This is a genomic window from Hydrogenophaga palleronii (genome assembly GCF_031457455.1).
In the GTDB taxonomy this organism is placed as follows: domain Bacteria; phylum Pseudomonadota; class Gammaproteobacteria; order Burkholderiales; family Burkholderiaceae_C; genus Hydrogenophaga; species Hydrogenophaga palleronii_A.
This window is the reverse complement of the sequence record NZ_JAVDWU010000001.1, coordinates 790,182-814,206: the sequence shown is the minus strand read 5'-3', so window position 1 is coordinate 814,206 and position 24,025 is coordinate 790,182. Positions and strand designations below refer to the sequence as shown.

Genomic DNA, 24,025 nt, shown 5'->3' with positions numbered 1-24,025 from the left:
CATGTACTTTCTGAAAGGCAGACAATGACATCCACTACCAAAAGCCCCAGCGATCTCTGGAAGATGATCAAGGACATCAAATTCGGCATGTTCACCACAAAACATCATGGGGGTGAACATACGGGTCACCTGCATTCGCGGCCCATGACCACCCAGAACAATAATTTTGATGACGGCAAGCTGTGGTTTTTTATGTCACGTTCAAGCGGCCCTGTTGAGGACCTTGTCGCGGATCCCATCATCAATGTGAGCTACGCAGAGCCAGATGACGATACCTACGTCTCGGTCTCAGGCACCGCGAAGCTTGTCAATGATGTCGAGCAGGCCCGCGCTTTGTGGAGCAAAGCCGCCGATGCGTGGTTCTCCGGGCCTGAAGACCCGGACCTGGCCTTGGTGGCGGTGACAGTGCAGCATGCGCATTACTGGGACGTCAAAGAGAACAAGTTGACACAGCTGTTGGTCATGGCCAAAGCTGCGATCACGGGCAAAGAGCCGGAGCTCGGCGAGTCAGGGGAAACGAGCTTGAGAGGTTCGTGAGTGCGGCACTTCTTTTCCTTCGCTCCAACAGGAACGCCACCCCGCAGGGTGGCGTTTTGTCTTCCTCTAACCTCTGCGGACTTGTTTGATCAGTGGAACTGTTCTTCTTCCGTCGATCCTGTGAGCGCCTTGACTGAAGAAGAGCCGCCCTGAATCACGGTGGTGACGTCATCGAAGTAGCCGGCACCGACTTCCTGCTGGTGGGAAACGAAGGTGTAGCCCTTCTCGCGCGCGGCGAACTCGGGTTCCTGCACCATCTCCGTGTAGTGCTTCATGCCTTCACCTCGGGCGTAGGCATGGGCAAACTGGAAGGTGTTGAACCAGTTGATGTGAATGCCGGCCAGCGTGATGAACTGGTACTTGTAGCCCAGTGCGGCCAGGTCTTCCTGGAACGAGGCGATCTGCTTGTCGTTGAGGTTCTTCTTCCAGTTGAAGGAAGGCGAGCAGTTGTACGACAGCAGCTTGCCGGGGCATGCAGCCTGCACGGCCTGGGCGAACTCGCGGGCGAAACCGATATCGGGCACGCCGGTCTCGCACCACACCAGGTCGGCGTAAGGTGCATAGGCGATGCCACGGCTGATGGCTTGCTCCAGGCCGTTCTTGACGCGGTAGAAGCCTTCCTGCGTGCGCTCGCCGGTGAGGAAGGGTTTGTCGTTGGCGTCGTGGTCGCTGGTGATCAGGTTGGCGGCTTCAGCATCGGTGCGGGCCAGCACGATGGTGGACACACCCATCACGTCAGCAGCAAAGCGCGCGGCGATCAGCTTTTCGCAGGCTTCCTGCGTGGGCACGAGCACCTTGCCTCCCATGTGGCCGCATTTCTTCACGGCGGCCAGTTGGTCTTCGAAGTGCACGCCGGCAGCGCCGGCGGCGATCATGTTCTTCATCAACTCAAAGGCGTTGAGCACGCCGCCGAAGCCGGCTTCAGCATCGGCCACGATGGGCAGGAAGTAGTCGATGAATTCCGGACTGCCTGGCTCGATGCCACGGCCCCACTGGATTTCGTCGGCGCGCTTGAAGGTGTTGTTGATGCGGCGGACCATGGTGGGCACCGAGTCGTAGGCATACAGCGACTGGTCGGGGTACATGGTCTCGCTGGTGTTGCCGTCGGCGGCCACCTGCCAGCCCGACAGGTACACCGCCTCCAGGCCGGCCTTGGCCTGCTGCATGGCCTGACCGGCAGAAATCGCGCCGAAGGCGTTCACATAGCCCTTCTTGGCGCCGCCATTGACCTTGTCCCACAGCTTTTCGGCACCACGCTTGGCCAGGGTGTGCTCGATTTGCATGCTGCCGCGCAGGCGCACCACGTCGGCTGCAGAGTAGCCGCGCTTGACGCCTTTCCAGCGGGGGTTGGTCGCCCAGTCTTTTTCCAGGGCTTCGATTTGCTGTGCGCGGCTCAGTTGCTCGTTGAAGGATTGAGGCATGGAGTGCTCCGTGAGGTTGAGGTGGGAGGGTCGACTGACCGCTCTGCTAAAGCGATCCCGATGCGACAACTTTAAGTCTTATAGAAGACTTTGTACAGCTCTTGTATCTTATACAAGACATATATTTTTTGCTTTTAATTCAATGGTCTTTTGACATGATTCCTCATTACAAAATCTTTTCTCTCATATCAAGAAAATATTCTGCGCTGCACCATTTTCAAATTTCATATTGAAAAACCAATTTTTCTTATTACGGAATTCGGCAACCTTCCATCAGCCGCAGACCTGTTCTTGGAAGACGCCTCCCCCATGGAGCAGCAGAAGATGGCCCGCTCGCTTCGTTGAGGCATGATTCACGACCTGTGCCTACCGTTCAACATTTCTTCTGATTACCTATGAGTCGCTGGTGGGCCTACGCATGCCTTGGTCTGAGCATGTCTCTTGTTGGCAGCTACGTGGCACTCTCCAAACCACTGGTTCTCGTGTTCCCCGTCTTCTTGCTTGCATGGTTGCGCTTCGGCATCGGCGGTCTGGCCATGTGGCGCTGGTTGAAAAAGCCGGCAGATGAACCTCGGCTATCGCCACACACCCGGAAACTGCTGTTTCTGGAGTCGTTTCTGGGCAACTTCATGTTTTCAATCTGCATGTTGTTTGGCGTGAGCATGACGACCGCTGTGGCCGCCGGGGTGGTGATGTCCTCCATCCCGGCGATGGTGGCGCTTCTGAGCTGGCTGTTCCTCAAAGAACGTATCGGCCGTCGCAGCGCAGCAGGCATCGCATGTGCAGCGATCGGAATCGGCCTGTTCTCGCTTCAAAAAGGGGGCGCAACCCCTGCCGCCACGCCCGAGGCGCCTGCCTTGTTCGGTATGGACCGCGCGTTGTTGGGCAATTTGTTGGTGTTCGCGGCCGTGGTGTGCGAAGCTGCCTATGTGGTGATCGGAAAGCGCCTCACGGATGGGCTGGGACCCAAACGCATTTCAGCCATCATCAACCTGTGGGGGTTCGCACTGGTGACCCCCTTGGGCGTGTGGGCGGCAATGCGTTTTGACTTCAGTGCCGTCAGCCTTCCGGTCTGGGGCCTGCTGGTGTTCTATGGACTCGCGGCCAGTGTATGGACAGTTTGGTTGTGGATGACCGGGTTGAAGGGGGTGCCTGCGTCTCAGGCAGGTGTGTTCTCCGTGATGCTGCCCATCAGCGCGGCGACCATCGGGGTGCTGTTCATGGGAGAGCGCCTCACCAGTGTTCAACTCGTGGCGTTTGGCATCGCCTTGCTGGGCTTGGTGCTGGCCACCCTGCCCGCCCGGCGCTCCCGCCTGTCACGCACACCATAGACCGGTGGGGTCCGTGATGCCCATCCACAGGGCCCAGCCGGATGTGGCGGCCAAGGCCAGACCTGCCAGTCGAATGCCCCAGGCACCCGTGCCTGCTTGGCGCAGGCGCAACAGCAACCAGGGACCTGCGGTCAAGGAGATTGAGGTCCCCAGAGAGAACAGCGCCATGATCGCCGCGCCCTCCAGAGCATTGGCCGACAGCGATGCCACCAGCAGCGCCGAATACAGAAGTCCACATGGCATCAGCGCCCATGCCACACCCAGTACCACCGGGGCGCGCGGCCCCATGCGGACAAGTGCCGGGCGGGCTTTGCGCCAGACGTTCTGACCCAGCGTCTCGATCCAGACGGGTTGCCTGGCCTGCCACATCAGCACGGCCCCCAGCAGGAGTGCCGCGACGTGAAACATCGTCCAGACAGGGCGAACGACGGCTGTGTTGGTGCCCAACCAGGCAAGTCCCTGAACGGAACCGGCGGCAAATGCCCCCACCAGGGCATAACCCAGCATGCGACTGAGTTGAAAAGTCAACAGGGCTCTGGTGCCCCGATCACCAGCAGCGCGCCCAATACCAGCGCAGGCTGCGCCACACATGACCACGCAGTGGGGTCCGCCCACCAGGCCCATGAACAGAGCCGTGATCGCCATCGAAGTTTGCATGCCTGTCAATGTAGCAGTGGCGCGCCGTATCCGCTCAGATGATCTTGGAGAACCTGGCCCGATCCCGATCGACCTGCAAATTCCTGTCAAACACCATGGCAATGGCGCGCACAAGATACCACCCCGTGGACGTGACCTGCACACCGCTGTCGTCTATCGTCACCAGGCCGTGGTTGGCCAGCTCGGCCAGCACTTCCAGCTCGCGAGCGAAGTAGGTCTTGAAATCGATGAGGTGACCCAGTTCGACCGACTCAAAGAGCAACTGGCCCTGGCACATGATCGACATGATCACGCAGCGTCGCAGCAGATCGTCGCGAGAAAGCGCAAGCCCCCGAACAATGGGGAGTCGGCCTTGGTCCAGACTGTCGTAGTACTCCTCCAGCGTCTTGGCATTCTGGCTGTAGGTGGCGCCAATGCGGCCAATGGCCGACACGCCCAGGGCAATCAGGTCGCAGTCGGGTTGCGTGCTGTAGCCTTGAAAATTACGATGCAAGCGCCCCTGCCGCTTGGCCACAGCAAGCGCATCGGTAGGCAAAGCAAAGTGGTCCATGCCCACGTACACATAACCACCGCCCACCAGACTGTCGAGCGAAGCCGAGAGCATGGCCAGTTTGTCTCTGGGGCTGGGCAACTCGGCCGCCAGGATCCGACGTTGAGGCTTGAAGCGCGCAGGCAGATGGGCGTAGGCATACAGCGCAATGCGGTCGGGCCGCAGTTCGTTGACCTGGGCCAGCGTGCGTGCGAACGACTCCGGCGTTTGAAGCGGCAAGCCGTAGATCAGGTCGACGTTGATCGACTCGAAACCGATCTTTCGCGCGCTCTGGACCAGGGAGAACACCTGCTCGGCTGGCTGCACCCGGTGCACCGCTTTCTGAACAGCAGGGTCAAAATCCTGCACGCCAAAGCTCAGCCGATTGAAACCCAGGCGCGCGAGGGTCTGCAAGCGCTCTTCGGTGACGGTGCGTGGATCGACCTCGATCGAGTACTCTCCGCCTGGCACCAATGTGAAATGGCGCCGTATCATGCTCATCAGGTCTTCTAGCTCGGCGTCTGACAGGAAGGTGGGGGTGCCACCACCCAGATGCAGTTGGGAAACGCTGTGACCTTGGCCAAAATGCTGCACCTGCAGCTCCATTTCACGCGAGAGGTAACGCAGGTATTCTGCGGCGCGCTCATGGTGCTTGGTGATGACCTTGTTGCAGGCGCAGTAGTAGCACACCGACTCGCAGAACGGCACGTGGACGTAGAGGGAAAGCGGCAGCGCCATCGAGCCCGCGCGGCGCTGCTCAAGCGCCTGGATGTAGTCTTGTTCAGTGAAGGCTTCGACAAACCGGTCCGCAGTGGGGTACGAGGTGTAGCGCGGCCCCGGCACATCGAAGCGGCTGAGCAATTCAGGGGATACAACGTGACTCACGGACAAACCTCCAATTCAGTGGAGTGAATGTGCATCAAGCCGAGCCAAGGGCCTTTGATGTTGATCAAGCCCACTGAGCTTTCGTTCTCCCCGCCCTGGCAAGTGCCCGCCTCCGGCATCTCTCTCGACAGAGGTTCTCTCAATGGGTTAAGCTAGGTTCGAAAAGGATAGGAAACCATGGACGCACAGAGTATCAAAGTCGCTTGTTCCAACTGCAACCTGCGCGAGTTGTGTCTGCCGATGGGTCTGAACTCGGCGGAGATGAGCAAGCTTGATGACGTGATTTCCACCCGGCGCCGGGTCAAGCGGGGAGCCGCACTTTTCAGCACCGGTGAGCGCTTCACTTCGTTGTATGCGGTGCGCTCAGGATTTTTTAAAACTTGCGTGACCACCGCCGACGGTCGCGATCAAGTCACCGGTTTTCAGATGACTGGCGAGATCATCGGACTTGACGGCATCGTGAGCGATCACCATTCCTGTGACGCCATTGCCCTGGAGGACGCCGAGGTCTGCGTGATGCCATTCGATCAGGTGGAAGAGCTATCGCGCGAGTTCACCACTTTGCAGCACCACGTGCACAAGATCATGAGCCGTGAGATCGTTCGTGATCACAGCGTGATGTTGCTGCTTGGAAGCATGCGGGCAGACGAGCGTCTTGCGGCTTTTTTGCTCAACCTGGTTCAGCGTCTGCATGCCCGCGGTTTCTCGCAGTCGGAGTTGATCCTGCGAATGACGCGAGAGGAAATTGGCAGCTACCTCGGCATGAAGCTGGAGACGGTGAGCCGCACCTTCTCCAAGTTTGTGGAAGACGGGATCATTGACGTCAAGCAGCGCTATGTACACATCAAGAGCACCGAAGGTCTCAAGGAAATCGTGAATTCACAGAACTGCCGGTGATCACGGCTGGACGCTGGCATGCCAGCGCAGCAACCAATGCCCCGCATGGCCATCTGTCCGGCGGGGCTTTTTTTTGATTACGGCGTCACCCGCACTCAGCAACCACCCCGAGCGCAATCTTCAGGCCGCTGGTCTTCAGGCACCGGGCACCGGTTGACTTCGAAGGGGGAAATGGCAAGCAAGGTCGTCAAGGCGCTGGAGACCATGGTGGCACCCCAGAACACGAAGAACGCCATCGTATAGACCGCCTCACGCGAAAACGCCAGCGGCGCGCCAAACCAGTGCAGGTCTCCCGGGTCCACAAGGGCAAAAACCACCATCTCCAGCACAGCGGCGACCATAAAGGCCGGCCATGCAATCCACATCAAGCGCTGTGCCCACATGGGGGTGCCTCCTCGGGGTTGTTCACTAATGATGCAGGACGACTATCCACCAGGTAGCGCCAGGTGGCCCGACCTGCGTTCAATTGTCAGTGGGAACGAGAGGCGAAGCGGCGTGATTTCGCCCTTGCTGAGCAGGTTGCACAGCCATCAATGCATCGACTTTTGCCTGCCCTTCAAGCGCCAGCGCTGCGCGTCGCTCGCGCTCGTACACCTCCTTGTCAAGTACCGGATCCTGGTCCATGGAGGAGATAACCACCATGGTACTGGTGGCCACCACGCCGCTCAGGAGAAGCGCCGGAATGAGCAGCACATGTGGAATTTTCCACCAAGGGGTGTCTGACTTGGGAGATGAGGGCATCAGGGACGTGTTGCTCATGGAATGTCTTCAGAAATATAGTGGCGATGAGCTGCAGCTGTCATCGCGGAACCAGAAAGGCCGCCTTTTCGGACACCTGTGAAACGTCGTCACCGGTAGACCGGATGTCGAAGTGGATCGTGTGAGAACCGGTGGTGGCCGCATCTGGCGGGATCTGCACCCGGACCGCCGCCGAACGCACCTCGGTAGGCAGGACCTCGATCTCGGTGTCGGATGCGATCTCTATGCCCGGCAAACCCGTCACCGAGATCACGTAGCGCTGAGTGGATTCGGTGGCGTTCATGATCTGCAGCCGGAACACGTTTTCAATGCGGCCTTGCTCTACCATGCGGGCAAGCGCCCCCCGGTCCCGGATCACGTCCACCTTGAGAGGCGTGCGCATGAACAGGCTGACTGCGACCGCCAAGGTGATCGCGAGAAGAATGCCGGAATAGATCAGCACCCTGGGTCGCAGCGCGCGCTTCACCATCTGCCGGCTGCTCCAGCCTTGTGCCATGCCGTTCTGGGTCGAGAACTTGATGAGTCCTCTCGGATACCCCACCTTGTCCATCACGGTGTCGCACACATCCACGCACGCTGCACACCCAATGCACTCGTACTGCAGCCCCTTGCGGATGTCGATGCCGGTTGGGCAGACCTGAACGCACAGCGTGCAGTCCACGCAGGCTCCCAGGCCCAGCGCCTTCGGATCGGCCTTTTTGGATCTGGCGCCACGCGGCTCTCCCCGCTTCTCATCGTAGGTGACGATCATGGTGTCGCGATCAAACATCGCGCTCTGAAAGCGCGCATAAGGGCACATGTATTTGCACACCTGCTCGCGCATGAAGCCGGCGTTGCCATAGGTGGCAAAGCCATAGAAGAAGATCCAGAAGGTCTGCCAGGGACCCAGCGATGCCGCCAGCGACAGCGCAGCGAGTTCGCGAATGGGGGTGAAGTAACCCACGAAGGTGAACCCGGTCCAAAGCGAAAAGGCGATCCACAAGGCGTGCTTGAGCCACTTTTTGCCGAACTTCTGAACCGAAAACGCCGATTGATCCAGCCGCATGCGCGCAGACCGGTCGCCTTCAACCTTTTTTTCAATCCAGAGGAAGATCTCGGTGTAAACCGTCTGGGGACAGGCAAACCCACACCACAAACGACCTGCCACAGCTGTAAACAGGAACAGCGACAGCGCCGAAATGACCAGCAGACCCGTCAGGTAGATGAAGTCCTGCGGGTAAAGCACCAGCCCGAAAATGTAGAAACGCCGCGCCTCCAGATCGAAGAGCACGGCCTGTCGCGCGTTCCATTCCAGCCAGGGCAAGCCATAAAACACGATCTGCGTGATCCACACCGTGATCCAGCGCCATGAAGAGAAAACCCCCGCCACGGAGCGCGGGTAGATCTTCTGGCGAGAGGCGTAGAGTGAGACCATTTCCTCCTCATCGCCCCTGCTGCCGCCCTGCCCTGATTCGGGATCAACGGGGACAATGGGAATGATGCGGTTGTGGTCTGGTGTGGTTGAGCTCACGTGGGTCCAAAAATTGGTAGCTGATCGCGCTGGCTATTGAGATGCACCTTTGACAACCTGTCCGGTCGTCAAAGGCATAGCGCGGTGCGTCAGTTTGCTGGCCTGTTGGAGAGTCCCCAGACGTAGCCGCTCAGCACGTGTATCTGCGCTTCGTTCAACAGAGCATTCTGGGCAGGCATCTGATTCGTGAACCCGTTGTTGATGGCGCGGATCACGGCCTCCTCGCCCCAGCCATGCAACCAGATGCCATCGGTCAGGTTGGGTGCCCCCAGCGCCGTGTTGCCCTTGCCATCCATGCCATGACAAGCCGCGCAAGCACCAAACTTGTCCTTTCCAAGCGCTGCGCGGATGGAGTCGCTCGGGCTTCCCGACAAGCTCAGTACATAGTGCGCCAGGTTGCGAACGTCTTCGGCACTGCCAACGGCCGCAGCCATTGGCGGCATCACACCCATGCGGCCTTCCGTGATCGTGGTCTTAATGGTCTGCGCGTCGCCACCCCACAGCCAGTCACCGTCCGTCAGGTTGGGGAAGCTGCGTGCCCCACGGGCATCGGATCCGTGACATTGCGCGCAGTTGTTCATGAACAATCGCTCGCCAATGGCCATCGCCTGTGCGTCGCCCGCCAAGTCCTCTGGCTTCATGTCGTTGAACTTGGCGTAGATGGGCGCGATGGCCTGTTGCATTTTTTCCACTTCTGCGGTGTGCTGACCGCGGGAAGTCCAGCCCAGCACACCCTGGTATTTGCCGAACATGGGATAGAGCACCCCATACGCCAGCGAAAAGACGACCGTGATGACGAACAGATAGACCCACCACTTGGGCAGAGGGTTGTTCATCTCCTGAAGATCGCCGTCCCACACGTGTCCCGTTGTGTTGTCGGCGTGTGTGGCCGCCTTGGTGGTGCCGCTGATCCACAGCAGAATCAGACAGGCAACGATACTGACCAACGTCAGACCGGCCACATAGTAGTGCCAGAAATCGCTTGTGAAGTCGCTCATGATGTTTCTCTTGTTGATGCCGTGGTTCAGTCTTCGGTGAACGGCAAACGGGCCGCTTCGTCGAAATCAGCCTTGTTCCGCTTGGACCAAGCCCAGATCACGATGCCTACAAACGTGAAGAGGCTGACGACGGTGACGATGCTGCGCAGATCGTTGATTTCCACGTCGATCTCCTTGTTTACTTGCGTGCGGTGCCAAGCACCTGCAGGTAGGCGATCAGGGCTTCCAGCTCAGTCTTGCCCTTCACGTCTTCGACGGACGCCGCGATTTCTTCATCGGTGTACGGTGCACCCAGCATTCGCAGCACTTCCATCCGCTTGGGCAGGCCGTTCTCGTCCACCAGCTTCTTTTCCAGCCAGGGATAGGCGGGCATGTTCGATTCCGGCACCAGATCGCGCGGATTGTTCAGGTGAATGCGGTGCCATTCGTCGCTGTAACGGCCACCCACACGGTGCAAGTCGGGACCCGTGCGCTTGGAACCCCACTGGAAGGGACGGTCGTAGACGAATTCACCCGCCACCGAATAAGGCCCATACCGGAGAGTCTCTGCCTGGAACGGCCGGATCATCTGCGAATGGCAGTTGTAGCAACCCTCCTTCACATAGATGTCGCGCCCGGCGATCTGCAGCGCCGTGTAGGGCTTGAGACCTTCAATGGGCTGGGTGGTCGATTTCTGGAAGAACAGCGGAACGATTTCCACCAACCCGCCGACGGCGACCACCAGGGTGATCAGCACGATCATCAGAAAGTTGTTGGTCTCGATGCGGGCGTGACCTGTGAGTTTTTGATTGTTGGCCATGTTGTTGCTCCTCAGGCGTGTGCGGGGTTGACGTTGGCCACAGGCACATCAACGATGCGACCTTGACGCGCGGTCATGATCACGTTCCAGAGCATGACTACCATGCCGCTCAGGTAGAGCACGCCACCCAGCAGACGGATCACGTAGAACGGGAAGGTGGCTTTCACCGACTCGACGAAGGTGTAGGTCAGGCTGCCGTCGGGGTTCACCGAACGCCACATGAGACCCTGCATCACGCCGGCGATCCACATGGCCGCGATGTACAGCACGATGCCGATGGTGGCGATCCAGAAGTGCAGTTCAATGGCGGGCACCGAGTACATCTTTTTCTGACCGAACAGGCGGGGAATCAGGTAGTACAGCGAGCCCATGGAGACCAGACCCACCCAGCCCAGGGCACCGGAATGCACGTGGCCGACGGTCCAGTCGGTGTAGTGCGACAGGGCGTTGACGGTCTTGATCGACATCATCGGACCCTCGAACGTGGACATGCCGTAGAACGACAGCGACACGATCAGGAAGCGCAGGATGGGGTCGTCGCGCAGTTTGTGCCAGGCACCCGACAGGGTCATGATGCCGTTGATCATGCCGCCCCAGCTGGGTGCCAGCAGGATCAGTGAGAACACCATACCGACCGATTGCGTCCAGTCTGGCAGCGCGGTGTAGTGCAGGTGGTGAGGACCTGCCCACATGTAGGTGAAGATCAGCGCCCAGAAGTGGACGATGGACAGGCGGTAGGAGTAAACCGGGCGCTCGGCCTGCTTGGGGATGAAGTAGTACATCATGCCCAGGAAGGCTGCCGTGAGGAAGAAGCCCACAGCGTTGTGGCCGTACCACCATTGCACCATGGCGTCCTGCACGCCCGCATAGGCCGAGTAGGACTTGGTCAGGCTGACCGGAATGGCTGCACTGTTGACGATGTGCAGCAGCGCCACGGCAATGATATAGGCACCGAAGAACCAGTTGGCCACATAGATGTGGCGCACCTTTCGGATGCCCACCGTGCCGAAGAACACGATGGCGTAGGCGACCCACACCACGGTGAGCAAGAGGTCAATGGGCCATTCCAGCTCTGCGTATTCCTTGCTGCTGGTGATGCCCAGGGGCAGCGTGATCACCGCCAGTATGAGCACCAGGTTGTAGCCCCAGAAAGTAAACCAGGCCAACTTGTCGGAGATCAGCCGGGTGTGGCAGGTTCGCTGAACCACGTAGTAGCTGGTGGCAAACAGCACGCTGCCACCAAAAGCAAAAATCACCGCATTGGTATGAAGTGGTCGCAGCCGGCCATAGGTCAACCATTCGATGCCCATGTTGAGCTCGGGCCAGGTCAACTGGGCCGCGATGATCACCCCCACCAGCATGCCCACCACGCCGTAGATCACGGACGAAATGGCGAACCACCGAACCACACTGTCGTTGTAGACCGCCGATTGGCCTGTCTTTGTTGTCACGGACATCAGGGAACTCCTCTTTAGTGTCACTTTGCCAAGTGTCCTCACGGACCCCATGGGCCGCCTTGACTTACGTCAATCGCCCCCCAGAATGCGCTCTCCCTCGCGTTCGATGTTGTCGAACTGCCCGCCTTGCAGTGCCCACCAGAAGATGCCGATGATCACAAAGACAAGCAGCACGGAAATCGGCACAAGCAAATACAGGATGTCCATGTTGAACCCTTTGTTAAAGAGATGAAGAGCTACGCGGCCTCTGGGGAGTCCAGGTTGAATGGACTGTCCGGGCCGGTGCGTCGCGCCAGTCGCATGGCGTTACCGATCACCAGGAGCGAACTCGCGGCCATACCCAGTCCCGCCAGCCAGGGAGGCATCCAGCCAACCAGGGCCATGGGCACCGAGACTGCGTTGTAGACCCCGGCCCAGATCAGGTTCTGGCGCACGGTGCGCATGGTCGCCCGGGCCTGCTGGAGGGTGCGCACCACATCCATCACCTGCCCGCCCTGAATCACGTAGTCGGACTGTGCCTGCGCCAGCGGGGCTGCATGTCCCAGTGCAAACGACGTGTCTGCCCTGGCCAGGACAGGACCATCGTTGAGGCCATCGCCCACCATGGCGATTCGCACACCCTTGGCCTGCAATTCGATGACCTCGGCCAGTTTGCGCTCTGGCGTCGCACCGGCGATCACACGGTCCACCCCGATCGCCTGTCCCACCAGACGGGCCGCGCCTTCTTTGTCGCCTGAAAGCAACCAGGTGCCGATGCCCATGTCGCGCAGGGCCTGAACGGCTGAGCGCGCATCTGCACGCAGCCCTTCCTGCAACTCGAACGTGGCCACCCATCCCGCTCGGTCGCTGAGGTGCGCCCGCGGACTGTCCGGATCGCTGATCGGCTCTGTTTGCACACCACAGAACGCGGATGAGCCCAGGCGAACTTCGAGGCCATCGTCGGTGATGCCTTGCATCCCTTGGCCGGCAGTTTCAGAGATGGTGGCCCAGATCGGTCGGATCGCATTGGAACCGCATTCGGACTTTGCGGCCAGGGCGAGCGCACGAGACACCGGGTGCAGGGACGACTCAGCAAGCCCCGCCGCGAGTTGCAGCGCTTGTTCCCGAGAGGTGCCAGCGCGGGTGCGCACGTCCTGCAGCACCAGCCGGTCGTGGGTGAGCGTGCCGGTCTTGTCAAACAGCACGGTGTTGATCCCCGCCAGCGATTCGAATGCTTGCAGCCGACGCACCAGAATGCCGCGTCGCGCCAATGAGCCAGCCGAAGCGAGCATGGCCGCCGGGGTGGCCAGGGCAAGCGCACAGGGGCAGGTCACGATCAAGACGGCCACAGCCACGGCCAGCGCCTTGGTGTGATCGATCTGCCACCAGTACCAGCCAGCAAAGAATGCCGCCAATATGACCAGCAGCAGGAAGGGCGTGGCGATCCGGTCAGCCAGAATTGCCAGCCGGGGCTTCTCGGTCGAGGCCTGCTCCATCAAATTCACGATTTGTGCGAACCGGGTATCGCGCCCCAGTTTGTCGACCCGCACCAGCGCCGGCCCGCCCAGATTGAAGCTGCCGGCGACCACGCCCTCACCCGTGGAACGGGTCACCGGATGCGATTCACCCGTCAGCAAGGCCTCGTCCACGGTCGCGGAGGCGCTCAGCAATTCGCCATCGCCCGGAAAGGCCTGCCCTGCCTGGACGCGAACGACGGTGCCCAGCTCCAGCCTGCGCACCGAGACCGACTCGAAAGTGCCATCGGCACGCTGCCGCTCGCACACCTCTGGCAACCGGTTCATCAGGCTGTCAAGTGCGCCAGCCGTGCGGTCTCGTGCCTTGTGTTCCAGGTAGCGTCCACCCAGCAGGAAGAACACGAACATCGTCAGCGAGTCAAACCATACTTCCTGCCCCCAGGGTCCCGTGGGATCAAAAGTCGCGGCCGAACTCACCAGGAATGTCACGAGAATGCCGACGGACACGGGCGTGTCCATGCCCACGCGCCCCAGTTTGAGGTCGCGCCACGCGCTCTGAAAGAAGGGTCCGCTTGCAAAGAAAATGACCGGCAGAGTCAATACCCAGCTCGCCCAGCGCAGCAGTTGCACGATGTCTGCAGGTATGTCGCCCGGTTCTGTCACGTACGCAGGCCACGCGTACATCATGACCTGCATCATGCAAAAGCCCGCCACGAACAAGCGCCAGAGCGCCTGACGGGTTTCGGCCAGCCGCTCGCTGATGGACAGGGCCTGTTGCAGTGGCAACAACCGGTACCCTACTTTGCCTACGTATTGGGCCAGGGTCGACATCTGCGTGACAGCGGGATCCCACTGCAAGCTGAGGCGGCGGGTGGCGGCATGCACATGGGCACGCTCCACGCCTGGCACATCCTGCAGCACCGATTCGACCGTGTCCGCGCACGCTGCGCAATACATGCCCTGCACCATGAGCACCGAATGGGCCCTGGCCTGCCCATCCTCTTCAGTGAACTCGGTGAATTCCCTCTGTTCGACCGGGTCGTCCAACACCGAAAAATCGTCGGTCACCGTGAGAGGGCCCTGGTGTTCGCCCAGCCAACCCGCGCTTTTGGTCATGCGCTCTTCACCACCCGCCGGCTGGAGCGTGGGCGATACGGCAGGTTTCGAAGGCCCCACCGGGGGCAAGGTGGCGGCCTGGTTCATGCCCCGAGCGTAATTCAATGGTCGCTCCTCTCGGTTGACCTAGGTCAACCCCGATCGGTTGATCCTTGTTAGTCTCGTGCAGTGTCACAGAAGCAGTGGACCACAGGCGTTCGCTGCATGGCAAGCGTGTTCGTTGACCAGGCACGACACAGGCCAGAGAATCGTCACGCAGAGCTTGCTTGGCCATTTCAGAAAGAATGCGTCGCACGTCCGAAGCACGGGGTGCGGAACGTGCAAGTTCACTTTCAACGCTATCAAGGAGATACCTATGTACAAACGCATTCTGGTCGCGACCGACGGCTCCAAGCTGTCGCAACGCGCAGTGGAGCACACCCTCAATCTGGCGGACCTCACCGGTGCAGACGTGGTGGCATTGAAAGTGGTGCCCCGCTACCCACAGACCTACTTTGAAGGGGGTGTTGCGCTGGCAGCGGCAGAAGTGGCGCGCGTGGAGAAACAATGGCAGGAGGAAGCCATGGTGGCGGTGAACGCCGTGAAGTCCGCGGGCCAGCTGCGCGAGGTGAAGGTCAAGCCCGTCACCGTGAAGTCCGATCTGATTGCCGAGGCCATCATCGCCACGGCCAAGCGCAACAAATGCGACCTCATTGTCATGGCGTCTCACGGGCGCCGTGGCTTGAAACGGCTGCTGCTGGGCAGTGAAACGCAGCAGGTACTGACGCACTCCCATACACCGGTGCTCGTGTTGCGCTGAAGCACGGGCTTCCCTCCAAAAAAACCGGGGGTCGCACCCGGCGATCCGGTGAGGAGTAGAGTGCGCGGGCCACCCACGCCCGCATGACCTCTGCATCCTCCCCACCCCATCCTGTGACCAGCGGCAAGTTCGTCACCGGCTCCACACTCGGACACGTCATTACGATGACCGCCACCGGCTCGATCGGGCTGGCGGCGGTCTTTTTCGTGGACGTGCTGAACCTCTTCTACATCTCACTGCTGGGGCAGAAGGAACTGGCTGCTGCTGTGGGTTATGCGGGCACACTGCTGTTCTTCCTGACATCCCTTGCCATTGGCCTGTCCATCGCGGCCACAGCCCTTACCTCGCGCGCCCTGGGGCGTGGCGACCGGCCACACGCACAGCAGCTGGCGGGTGCGTCCATGCTGCTGATGGCCTTGTTCATGACCGCAGCGGTCGTGCTCACCTTCCCTTTCCTCAGGTACTTGCTCGGCGCGCTGGGCGCCAGCGGCGAAACCGCCGAACTCGCCCTGCGGTTCACGCGCATCGTCTTGCCTTCGGCCATTCCGCTGGGATTGGGTATGTGCCTGGGTGCCCTGTTGCGTTCATTGGGTGATGCGCGACGCGCCATGTTCGTGACACTGGGCGCCGGCGCCATCAGCGCGGTACTCGACCCGATCCTGATCTTTGCTTTGGGATGGGGCCTGGATGGCGCGGCGGTGGCCACGGTATTGACACGCCTTGCGATGGTGGGCATCGGCCTGCACGCCCTGCTGAGGGTGCACCGGCTGCTCGTGTGGCCCGCCATGCCTGTTTTGCACAACACCTTGCGCCCCTTCCTCGCTATCGGCGTGCCGGCCGTGCTCACGCAGGTAGCCACACCTGTGGGCAACGCCTTCGTCACAGCCGCCATTGCCGATTTTGGTGACAGCGCAGTGGCAGGCTGGGCGGTGATCGTGCGGCTGATTCCGGTAGCGTTTGTGGCGCTGTTTGCCCTCTCCGGCTCGGTAGGTCCTATCCTGGGTCAGAACCTGGGTGCCCGACGCCACGACCGCCTGCGCGCGACCGTGCGCGACAGTCTCAAGGTGGTGCTGGTGTATGTAACTGTCGTGTGGGTGCTGCTGGCCATGGCCAGCGGCTGGATCGCCGATGCCTTTGGCGCCGCCGGGGAGGCACGTGAACTGATTGTCTTTTTCTGCGTGTTCGTTGCTGGCAGTTTTATGTTCAACGGCGCGCTCTTCGTCGCCAATGCCGCCTTCAACAACCTGGGCTTTGCCTTCTATTCCACCGCGTTGAACTGGGGGCGCGCCACGCTGGGAGTGGTGCCGTTCATCTGGCTTGGCGCGCAATGGTTCGGTGCGCGCGGCGTGATGGCAGGCTACGGGCTGGGTGTGGTGATGTTCGGGCTGGCAGGCGCCCTGCTCTGCCGCAAGGTCCTCAAGCGGATCGAGCGAGAGGCCTCCACCGACGACGCCCTCAAGACGTGAACAGGTGCGCCCAACTGTCCCGTAAAACGTTTTTCTGTACCTTGCCCATGGTGTTGCGCGGCAGTTCCGGCACCACGCAGCAGTGTTTGGGAATCTTGAAATTGGCCAGTTGGGTTTTCAGCGACGCAACGATCGCAGCACCCTCGAGCTCTGCCCCCGGCTTCGCGGTCACCAGCGCCACGCCCACCTCGCCAAAATCGGGATGCGGCACCCCTACCACGGCGCTCTCGGCCACGCCGGGCATGTCATTGATGCAGGCCTCGATCTCCGCCGGGTACACGTTGTAGCCACCGCTGATGATCAGGTCCTTGCTGCGCCCCACGATGGTCACATAGCCCCGTTCATCCACACGCCCCACGTCGCCGGTTTTGAAGAACCCGTCCACGGTGAATTCCTCTGCGGTTTTCTCGGGCATGCGCCAGTAGCCCTTGAAAACATTGGGCCCCTTGACCTGGATGCTGCCGATCTCGCCAGCGGGTAGCGGCTGGCCTGCGTCACCAGCCACCTTGAGCGTCACACCCGGCAAGGGAAAACCCACGGTGCCGCCGCGGCGCTCGCTTTGCCCTGCGTAGCGGGCATCCGGCCCACACGGGTTCGACGTCAACATGACCGTTTCACTCATGCCATAGCGCTCCAAGATGGTGTGACCGGTGCGCTCCTGCCACGCCTTGAAGGTTTCGATCAGCAGCGGCGCTGAACCGGAAACGAACAAGCGCATGTGCGCAGCTTGCGCGCGCGTCAGGGCGGACTCCGACAGCATGCGCACATACAGCGTGGGAACGCCCATGAACACCGTGGCCCTGGGCAACAGGGCCACCACCTCGGCAGGGTCAAATTTGTTGAGCCACAACATCGGGCTGCCATTGATGAGGGCACCGTGAATGGCAACAAAAAGGCCGTGCACATGGAAGATGGGCAGCGCGTGGATCAGCACATCGCCGGGCTGCCAGCACCAGTACTCACGAAGCACTTGCGCATTGCTCAGGATGTTGCCGTGGGTCAGCATGGCACCCTTGCTGCGTCCGGTGGTGCCGCTGGTGTAGATGATCACGGCCAGGTCATCGGCCGCACAGACGGCCGGCGTGTGGTCTGTGCTGTGATGACTCGCCCTTTGCAGCAGGCTGCCATGGCGCTCATCGTCCAGCGTGAAGACATGGCGCGTTCCGGCGTTGAAAGCGATCTTGGACACCCAGCCGAAGTTGGCCGGACTGCACACCACCACCGAAGGCTCCGCGTTGCCGATGAAATACTCGATCTCGGCACTGCGGTAGGCGGTATTCAGCGGCAAGAAGACATACCCCGCGCGCAGCGTGGCCAGATACAGGATCAAGGCTTCCACCGACTTTTCCACCTGCACGGCAATCCGGGCGCCCTTGGGCAGATCCAGTGAAGCCAGCAGGTTGGCCATCATTGCCGTGGCCTGGTCAAGATCCCGCCAGCTGTAATGGAGCGACGAAGCGGAGCCACCCACCGTTTCCACAGCGGTGGCGTCGAGGTCTGCGGGGAACGCCTTGCGCAAGGCGACAAACAGGTTGTGATTGCTCATGAGATGGCTGGGTCAGTTGTTGTTGTGAAGCGTGTCAAACGAATTTCGGGGTTCGTTTGGCCATGAATGCGGTTATGCCTTCCCGATGTTCGGCGCTGTTTGCATACCGGTAACTCTCCATTGAGGCCCCTGAGGCGCCATCCCCGCGCGCCAACGCACGCAGGGTTTGTTTGTTCATTCGGGCAGCCTGGGGCGCCAGCTGGGTCATGCCTTCCAGCCGTTGTTCGACCGCCTGCGCCAATTCTTCCGCAGGTACCACCTGATTCAGAAAGCCTCGCTGCCTCATCTCGGCGGCATCCAGCAAAGCAGCACCGAGCAGCATCTCACGGGCGGTGAGTTCGCCGGCCGCACGCGCCACCAGGGCCGCTTCGCGCGGCGCCATGGGAAACCCCAGTCGTGCGATGGGCGCACCAAAGCGGGCCGAGGTGCTGGCCACGCGGATGTCGCAAGCACTGGCGATCTCCATGCCGGCGCCCATGCAGTTGCCATCGATACACGCCACGACCGGCAGGTCACAGTCCAGCATCGCTGACAGGCCACCCCACACCTCGTCTTCGTGGAAGGTGCGCAACGCCGCTTCGTCAAAGCGGAACGAAGGATATTCCGCAATGTCGCCACCGGCACAAAAATGCCCATCGGCGCCGCTCACAACAACGCACCGCAGTGCGTGATGGTGCTGGAGATCCAGGAACACAGTGCGCAAAGAGCGCCACATGGCGCGCGACATGGCATTGAACTTGCCTCTGTGGGACAGGCGCACCCGCGCCAGCACGCCGTGGATCTCGCAGTGCACCTGTCCGCTCATGATGGTCAGTCCAGCTTGGCACCGGAGGCCTTGACCACCTGTGCCCACTTGCGCACTTCACCTTTGATGAACGCGTCAAACTGGGCGCCACTGAGGTCCGGGAACGAGGCACCCTGCTTGCCCCAGACGGCCTTGGCGTCCTCGGTCTGGCAGGCTTTCCGAAGCTCCTCGATCGCCCTGGCTTGCGCGTCTGCAGGCGTTCCTTTGGGTGCCCAGACACCGTACCAGGTGGTGACGGTGTAGTCAGGCAGGCCCAGTTCGGCTGCGCATGGCACGTCGGGCAACGCCGCGTTGCGCTTTTCGCCGGAGACCATCAGCGCCTTGATGCGCCCGCCCTGAATATGCGCAGCCGAAGAGCCGAGCCCGTCGAACATCATTTCCACATCACCCGCAATCAGGCCGCCCAGGGCCGGGCCGGCGCCGCGGTAAGCAATATGGGTGATGAAGGTGCGGGTCTGCTGCTTGAACAGTTCGCCAGCCAGGTGGTGCGAGGTGCCATTGCCTGCAGAACCGTAGTTAAGCTTTCCAGGATTGGCGCGGACGAGTTTCAGGAAATCGGCGAAGTTCGTTGCCGACACCTTGCTCGGATTCACCACCAGCACCTGCGGCACGCTGGCCACCAGGATCAGAGGCTCCAGGTCTTTCTCCAGGTCGTATTCGAGCTTGGGATACATGCTCGGCGCGATGGTGTGATGCACCGCGCCCATGAACAGGTTGTAGCCATCGGGTGTGGCCCTGGCGGCCAGCGTGGCGCCCAGTGTGCCCCCTGCTCCCCCCTTGTTGTCGATCACCAATTGGCGGCCGGTCAGTTTCGAGAACTGTGTCGCCATGGGTCGCGCAAACGCATCGGTACCTCCCCCGGCGGGAAACGGCACGATCATGTTGACCGGGCGGGTGGGCCAGGTCGACTGCGCGTGAAGCGGAAAGGTGTGGCTGGCCAGTCCGGCAAGGGCAGCACCCAGTGCAGTACGCCGGGAAATGGAACATGTCATGCGTTGTCTCCTGTTGTTGTCAATGTGTTGTGCCAGTCCAAAGTCTCTTATGGAGGTGGCATCAGTTTGCCTACGGCGGGAGCCGTCGGGATTTTGCCCTGCGCCAGAAGTGCCCGGTGCCGGTCAAGTCGCTTGAGGTCGTACAGGTAGTTCACCATCAACCCGTACGATTGCTTCATGCCTTTGATGGACGGATCACCCGCCCAATTGATTCGCTCGACGCGTGCGCCGTTGCCCAGGTGAAACCGCGCCACAGGGTCGAGCGGTTTACCGTCGCGCATTTCGCGCGCCAGGTACTGGGCAGCCATGCTCAACAGCGCTGCCCGTTCTGGCGCGCTGGCTGGCAGTTCAAGCACCTGCTCCCAAGCCTTGAGCAAATCGGGAGACGCATTTCTTGTTAGCCAGGACCGCAAGCCCGGGATCGGCGACAGCGTCACAAACGTCTTGAGCTTGGGGAATTCGTCTTTCAGCGTTTCGACCACGCGCTTGATGAGGGAGTCACCAAAGCTCACGCCTTTGAGTCCGGTCTGGGTGTTGCTGATGGAATAGAAAATGGCGTGGGTGGCCCTGGACAGATTGGCTGGCGCAGCCGATTCATCCAGCAGCGGCGTGATGCTGGACGCCATGTCGTCCATGAGGGCCACTTCCACAAAAATCAGCGGCTCTTCAGGCAGCCTTGGGTGGAAAAACCCATAGCAGCGACGATCCGAGTCGAGCCGGTTCTTGACATCGGCCCAGCCACGAATGTCGTGCACGGCCTCATACTTGATGAGCTTCTCTATCAAGGACGCAGGCGAATCCCAGCTGATTCGACGCAGGTCAAGAAAGCCGACGTCGAACCAGGTGGAAAACATGTACTCCATCTCAACGTCAAGGGCCATCAGTCGCCTGTCGGTCTTTAGCCGAGGCTGCATCTCTGCACGCATATCGACCAGAAAACGAATGCCTTCCGGGTTGACGCTGAAGCGCTGCAACAAACGCCGCCTGGGAGACACCGTGGCCCGGCGGTAGTTGACCTCTGCAGCCGCTTCGTCCGGCGTGCCCACGGCGGCTGTGTACTGAGCCTGTGCCGCCTTCACCTTCGCAGGATCGGCCACGAACTGCTCGCTCATCAGCAGCCACATGTCATAGCGTTGCTCCGGTGTGGCGCTGGCGTACCAGCCAGCCACTCCACGTGCGCGGCGCCCCCCCTCGACCTCGCTGACCTTGGGGTCGACGATCGACCGGAGTTCAACGAGCGTACGCCGCAGCACTCTGGGAGACAGCGCCTCTTCCTCACGCCGAAGCGTCGCGCCAAGGCGCTCTTTTGTCGACCTTGCCACCGCCTTGGTCGGACTGGACAGCACCTCCGCCGCTTGCGCCACGCCTTTCAGCGGCCCGGTGCGAAGCATCGTCACGCCCCGGTTGATCCATTCCGATGTGTTCATAGATTGACTCCCATGTTCGCCCGCCATGGCCTGAAATCGCTGACAGCCAGGTAGTGGGCGGGCGGTGAAGTTGCTGCCTTGTCGCTCATGCCAGTTTCGATCGACCACTGCGCGCAAGTTCACGCAATGCCTCACGTTGTCTTGTCAGATGGGTCTTCATGGCGGCTTCGGCGCCTTCCGGATCCCGCGCTTTCAACGCAGCAAAAACCGCCATGTGTTCAGACAGGCTTTGTTGCAAGCGGCCCGGGGCGTGCAGTTGCTGAAGTCTGGCCAGCTTGAGGATCTTGCGCAGGTCGGCAATCACCTGAGCCAACCAGCGGTTGTTCGCCAGCGTGATGATGGCTTCGTGGATCGCAAAGTTCGCCTCGTAGTACGAGGTGATTCGGCCCGCGCGGGCGTGCTTGTTGAGTCGCTCGTGAAGCGTTTCCAGCGCCGCGATGTCAGCTTCGGTGGCGTTTCGCGCGGCCTCGAACGCGCACCGTCCTTCAAGCAGCGCGATCACTGGGAAGATTTCGTCAAGGTCTTGCTCCGTGACCTGGTTGACAAAGCAGCCCCGGCGCTGCTCGTGGCGCACAAGGCCCTCGGCTGCCAGCACCTTGAGTGCTTCACGCAACGGGGTACGCGATATCTCAAGCTGTTGGGCGATAGCCACTTCATCGACGAACGCGCCCGGCAGCAATTCGCCAGAAAAGATTAGGTCCCGCAACCGGGCGGCAACTTCATCATGAAGGGAGTTCGAAACAACGCGCATTTTGCATGCTCTGCGTCAGCAGAATTACCTGTAATTACCGGTAATTATGAATGAGCAGAACTCCGGAAGCAAGTCTTTTGCCTCAGGGTTTCCCCCCGCCTTTATACCGAGGTGTTTCGACGGCCAGCCCAGATCCAGAGACCCGCGCCGCCCAGAATCATGGGAACACAGAGCCATTGGCCCATGGTCATGCCCAGAGACAAAAAGCCGAGATGTGCGTCTGGTTCACGAAAGAACTCCGCAATGAATCTGAAGACACCATACCCAAAAAGAAAGGCCGCAGTCACTTGCCCGGTGGCATGCTTCTTCTTGCCGTACACCCACAGCAACACGAACAGCAGAACACCCTCCAACAAGAACTGATAGATCTGTGAGGGATGCCTGGGCAGATCGCCCGCACCCCGAAAAACCATGCCCCAGGGCAACGATGGGTCGGACACCCGACCCCACAATTCGCCATTGACAAAGTTGCCTAGGCGCACTGACGCCAACCCGGTAGGCACACAGGGCGACACGAAATCCATGACATGCAGAAACGGGCGCTTGCGGCTGTGTGCAAACCAAAGCATGGCCGCCGCCACTCCCAGCATGCCGCCATGAAAGCTCATGCCCCCTTGCCAGACGAAAAAGACCTCCAGCGGGTTCTGCAGGTAATAAGCCGGCTTGTAGAACAGGCAGTAGCCCAGGCGGCCACCGCCTATCACGCCCAGCACGCCCAGAAACAGCATGTCCTCCACGTCGCGCCGGGTCCAGGGCAGAGCAAGACTGGCGCCCGCAAACGCCGGGTGGCGTAAACGCAGGTGCCCTAGCCACATGAACAGCCCGAAGGCGATCAGGTAGGTGAGGCCATACCAGTGAATGGACAGCGGGCCGAGCTGGAGGGCAACGGGATCGATTTGGGGATGTTGGAGCATGTGGCCTATTGTGCCTTTGGACCTTGACTACCCCTGGGCAGGCCTGTGACAGCTTGTTCGCGCGCGAAGTTCAGAAAATGCATCAGTGCCGGGCTCACCGAATCCGGCCGCCAGACCAGGCTGGTTTCACACGCGGGCACCGCCCTGCCCCTGGGCCATTCCACTGGCCGGTACACGATCCCCGGTCGCTGAAACTGCCACACGCTCTGCGGCACCCAGGCCAAGCCAAGCTCTGCAGACACAAGATTCACGATGGTCTGCATCTGAATGGCCTCCTGCGCCACCCGTGGCACCTGACCCGCTGCGTTGTACAACGCAAAAACAGCGTCGTGCAGCGAGGGCAGGATGCGCCGGGGAAAGATCACCAAGGGTTCCGACAAGAGGTCTTTGAGCGCCGGTCGATCCAGCTTCGCCAGTGGGTGGTGTTCCGGCAAAGCCACCACCAGTGGTTCGCTGGCAATGCGCATCTGCGTGAGTCCGGCGGCGGCAAAGCCGGGTGAATGCAGCACGAAGCCGGCGTCCACCTCAGCTTTCGCCAGTAGATCCAGCTGCACGTCGCCCGTGGCCTCAATCAACTCCAGCGCCACCTGCGGCCACTGCTCGCGAAAAGCCCGTACCCAGCGCGGCAGCAGATCAAAGCCCACGGTGGATACAAACGCCAGCCGCAGCCGGCCCAACTCGCCTGCCGCAGCCGCACGCGCCAGTTCAGGCAGCGCCTGCGCCCGCGACAGCAACTCGCGAACCTCTGGCAGCAATGCCGCACCGGCGGGCGTGATCTGTACGCTGCGCCGAGTGCGATCAAACAAGCGCACACCCAGCGCCACCTCCAGCCCGGCAATAGCCTGGGTCAGCGGAGGCTGGGTCATGTGCAGGCGCAGCGCGGCCCGGCCGAAGTGAAGTTCTTCAGCCAGCGCAACAAACTGGCGCCACTGCCGCAATTCAATGCGAAGCGATCTGGATGACCCATTCATATGC

At 60.8% G+C, this 24,025-nt stretch carries 24 protein-coding genes; 5 read left to right on the top strand and 19 right to left on the bottom strand.

What is annotated here, in order from left to right:
• Positions 1 to 24 precede the first annotated feature (24 nt).
• Positions 25 to 537: a pyridoxamine 5'-phosphate oxidase family protein gene (locus J2W49_RS03810; protein ID WP_310311716.1), complete on the top strand. Its 513-nt coding sequence runs from the start codon at positions 25 to 27 to the stop codon at positions 535 to 537.
• 89 nt (positions 538 to 626) lie between these two features.
• Here the strand turns inward: J2W49_RS03810 and aceA are convergent, their stop codons facing one another.
• The gene (gene aceA, locus J2W49_RS03805) at positions 627 to 1,958 is read right to left on the bottom strand and encodes an isocitrate lyase (RefSeq protein WP_310311715.1); all 1,332 of its coding nucleotides are present in this window, start codon (positions 1,956 to 1,958) and stop codon (positions 627 to 629) included.
• Positions 1,959 to 2,353: 395 nt separating this feature from the next.
• Between aceA and J2W49_RS03800 the strand changes: the two genes are divergently transcribed.
• Complete coding sequence (locus tag J2W49_RS03800) at positions 2,354 to 3,289, top strand: DMT family transporter (protein WP_310311713.1); 936 nt, start codon at positions 2,354 to 2,356, stop codon at positions 3,287 to 3,289.
• Here J2W49_RS03800 and J2W49_RS03795 read toward each other — a convergent pair.
• Both J2W49_RS03795 and hemN read right to left on the bottom strand, forming a co-directional pair.
• The gene (locus tag J2W49_RS03795; RefSeq protein ID WP_310311711.1) at positions 3,275 to 3,946 is read right to left on the bottom strand and encodes a sulfite exporter TauE/SafE family protein; all 672 of its coding nucleotides are present in this window, start codon (positions 3,944 to 3,946) and stop codon (positions 3,275 to 3,277) included. The two genes, J2W49_RS03800 and J2W49_RS03795, sit on opposite strands and share 15 nt — an antisense overlap.
• Before the next feature lie 34 nt (positions 3,947 to 3,980).
• Positions 3,981 to 5,360 carry an oxygen-independent coproporphyrinogen III oxidase gene (gene hemN / locus J2W49_RS03790; RefSeq protein WP_310311710.1) on the bottom strand — a complete coding sequence of 460 codons (1,380 nt, stop codon included), beginning with the start codon at positions 5,358 to 5,360 and terminating at the stop codon, positions 3,981 to 3,983.
• A gap of 177 nt (positions 5,361 to 5,537) precedes the next feature.
• Between hemN and fnr the strand changes: the two genes are divergently transcribed.
• The gene (gene fnr / locus J2W49_RS03785; protein WP_310311708.1) at positions 5,538 to 6,257 is read left to right on the top strand and encodes a fumarate/nitrate reduction transcriptional regulator Fnr; all 720 of its coding nucleotides are present in this window, start codon (positions 5,538 to 5,540) and stop codon (positions 6,255 to 6,257) included.
• 95 nt (positions 6,258 to 6,352) lie between these two features.
• On the opposite strand, the gene J2W49_RS03780 is transcribed toward fnr, so the two are convergent.
• The 9 genes from J2W49_RS03780 to J2W49_RS03740 all read right to left on the bottom strand — a co-directional run bounded on the left by J2W49_RS03780 (position 6,353) and on the right by J2W49_RS03740 (position 14,455).
• Entirely contained in the window at positions 6,353 to 6,640 is a 288-nt protein-coding gene (locus J2W49_RS03780) for a hypothetical protein (protein ID WP_310311707.1), read from the bottom strand.
• 79 nt (positions 6,641 to 6,719) lie between these two features.
• Positions 6,720 to 7,016 (bottom strand): nitrogen fixation protein FixH, encoded by a 297-nt coding sequence (locus J2W49_RS03775; RefSeq protein ID WP_310311705.1) that lies wholly within the window; start codon positions 7,014 to 7,016, stop codon positions 6,720 to 6,722.
• A gap of 40 nt (positions 7,017 to 7,056) precedes the next feature.
• Positions 7,057 to 8,430: a cytochrome c oxidase accessory protein CcoG gene (gene ccoG, locus J2W49_RS03770; protein ID WP_310311703.1), complete on the bottom strand. Its 1,374-nt coding sequence runs from the start codon at positions 8,428 to 8,430 to the stop codon at positions 7,057 to 7,059.
• A 185-nt stretch (positions 8,431 to 8,615) separates the two neighbouring features.
• Positions 8,616 to 9,524 carry a cytochrome-c oxidase, cbb3-type subunit III gene (ccoP, locus tag J2W49_RS03765; protein ID WP_310311701.1) on the bottom strand — a complete coding sequence of 303 codons (909 nt, stop codon included), beginning with the start codon at positions 9,522 to 9,524 and terminating at the stop codon, positions 8,616 to 8,618.
• A gap of 26 nt (positions 9,525 to 9,550) precedes the next feature.
• Complete coding sequence (locus tag J2W49_RS03760) at positions 9,551 to 9,688, bottom strand: cbb3-type cytochrome oxidase subunit 3 (protein WP_310311700.1); 138 nt, start codon at positions 9,686 to 9,688, stop codon at positions 9,551 to 9,553.
• 14 nt (positions 9,689 to 9,702) lie between these two features.
• On the bottom strand, positions 9,703 to 10,323 hold the full coding sequence (gene ccoO / locus J2W49_RS03755) for a cytochrome-c oxidase, cbb3-type subunit II (protein WP_310311698.1): 621 nt from the start codon (positions 10,321 to 10,323) through the stop codon (positions 9,703 to 9,705).
• Between the two features lie 11 nt (positions 10,324 to 10,334).
• Positions 10,335 to 11,780: a cytochrome-c oxidase, cbb3-type subunit I gene (ccoN, locus tag J2W49_RS03750; RefSeq protein ID WP_310311696.1), complete on the bottom strand. Its 1,446-nt coding sequence runs from the start codon at positions 11,778 to 11,780 to the stop codon at positions 10,335 to 10,337.
• A 69-nt stretch (positions 11,781 to 11,849) separates the two neighbouring features.
• Complete coding sequence (ccoS, locus tag J2W49_RS03745) at positions 11,850 to 11,987, bottom strand: cbb3-type cytochrome oxidase assembly protein CcoS (protein ID WP_310311694.1); 138 nt, start codon at positions 11,985 to 11,987, stop codon at positions 11,850 to 11,852.
• Positions 11,988 to 12,016: 29 nt separating this feature from the next.
• A complete protein-coding gene (locus J2W49_RS03740) occupies positions 12,017 to 14,455 on the bottom strand; it encodes a heavy metal translocating P-type ATPase (RefSeq protein ID WP_310311693.1) in 2,439 nt (812 codons plus the stop codon).
• Positions 14,456 to 14,705: 250 nt separating this feature from the next.
• Here J2W49_RS03740 and J2W49_RS03735 point away from each other — a divergent pair, with 250 nt between their 5' ends.
• Entirely contained in the window at positions 14,706 to 15,149 is a 444-nt protein-coding gene (locus J2W49_RS03735) for a universal stress protein (RefSeq protein WP_310311691.1), read from the top strand.
• 83 nt (positions 15,150 to 15,232) lie between these two features.
• Entirely contained in the window at positions 15,233 to 16,615 is a 1,383-nt protein-coding gene (locus tag J2W49_RS03730) for an MATE family efflux transporter (protein WP_310311689.1), read from the top strand.
• On the opposite strand, the gene J2W49_RS03725 is transcribed toward J2W49_RS03730, so the two are convergent.
• The 7 genes from J2W49_RS03725 to J2W49_RS03695 all read right to left on the bottom strand — a co-directional run bounded on the left by J2W49_RS03725 (position 16,605) and on the right by J2W49_RS03695 (position 24,021).
• Positions 16,605 to 18,161, bottom strand: coding sequence for a malonate--CoA ligase (locus J2W49_RS03725; RefSeq protein ID WP_310311687.1), 1,557 nt, complete (start codon positions 18,159 to 18,161; stop codon positions 16,605 to 16,607). The genes J2W49_RS03730 and J2W49_RS03725 overlap by 11 nt on opposite strands.
• A gap of 34 nt (positions 18,162 to 18,195) precedes the next feature.
• A complete protein-coding gene (locus J2W49_RS03720) occupies positions 18,196 to 18,966 on the bottom strand; it encodes an enoyl-CoA hydratase/isomerase family protein (RefSeq protein ID WP_310311685.1) in 771 nt (256 codons plus the stop codon).
• 5 nt (positions 18,967 to 18,971) lie between these two features.
• Positions 18,972 to 19,958: a Bug family tripartite tricarboxylate transporter substrate binding protein gene (locus tag J2W49_RS03715; RefSeq protein ID WP_310311683.1), complete on the bottom strand. Its 987-nt coding sequence runs from the start codon at positions 19,956 to 19,958 to the stop codon at positions 18,972 to 18,974.
• Between the two features lie 47 nt (positions 19,959 to 20,005).
• A complete protein-coding gene (locus tag J2W49_RS03710) occupies positions 20,006 to 21,385 on the bottom strand; it encodes a malonyl-CoA decarboxylase (RefSeq protein ID WP_310311681.1) in 1,380 nt (459 codons plus the stop codon).
• Between the two features lie 85 nt (positions 21,386 to 21,470).
• Positions 21,471 to 22,136 carry a GntR family transcriptional regulator gene (locus tag J2W49_RS03705; RefSeq protein WP_310311679.1) on the bottom strand — a complete coding sequence of 222 codons (666 nt, stop codon included), beginning with the start codon at positions 22,134 to 22,136 and terminating at the stop codon, positions 21,471 to 21,473.
• Positions 22,137 to 22,237: 101 nt separating this feature from the next.
• Positions 22,238 to 23,050, bottom strand: a complete 813-nt coding sequence (gene lgt, locus J2W49_RS03700; protein ID WP_310311677.1) for a prolipoprotein diacylglyceryl transferase — start codon at positions 23,048 to 23,050, stop codon at positions 22,238 to 22,240.
• A gap of 5 nt (positions 23,051 to 23,055) precedes the next feature.
• Complete coding sequence (locus tag J2W49_RS03695; protein ID WP_310311675.1) at positions 23,056 to 24,021, bottom strand: LysR family transcriptional regulator; 966 nt, start codon at positions 24,019 to 24,021, stop codon at positions 23,056 to 23,058.
• Between the last annotated feature and the right edge of the window lie 4 nt (positions 24,022 to 24,025).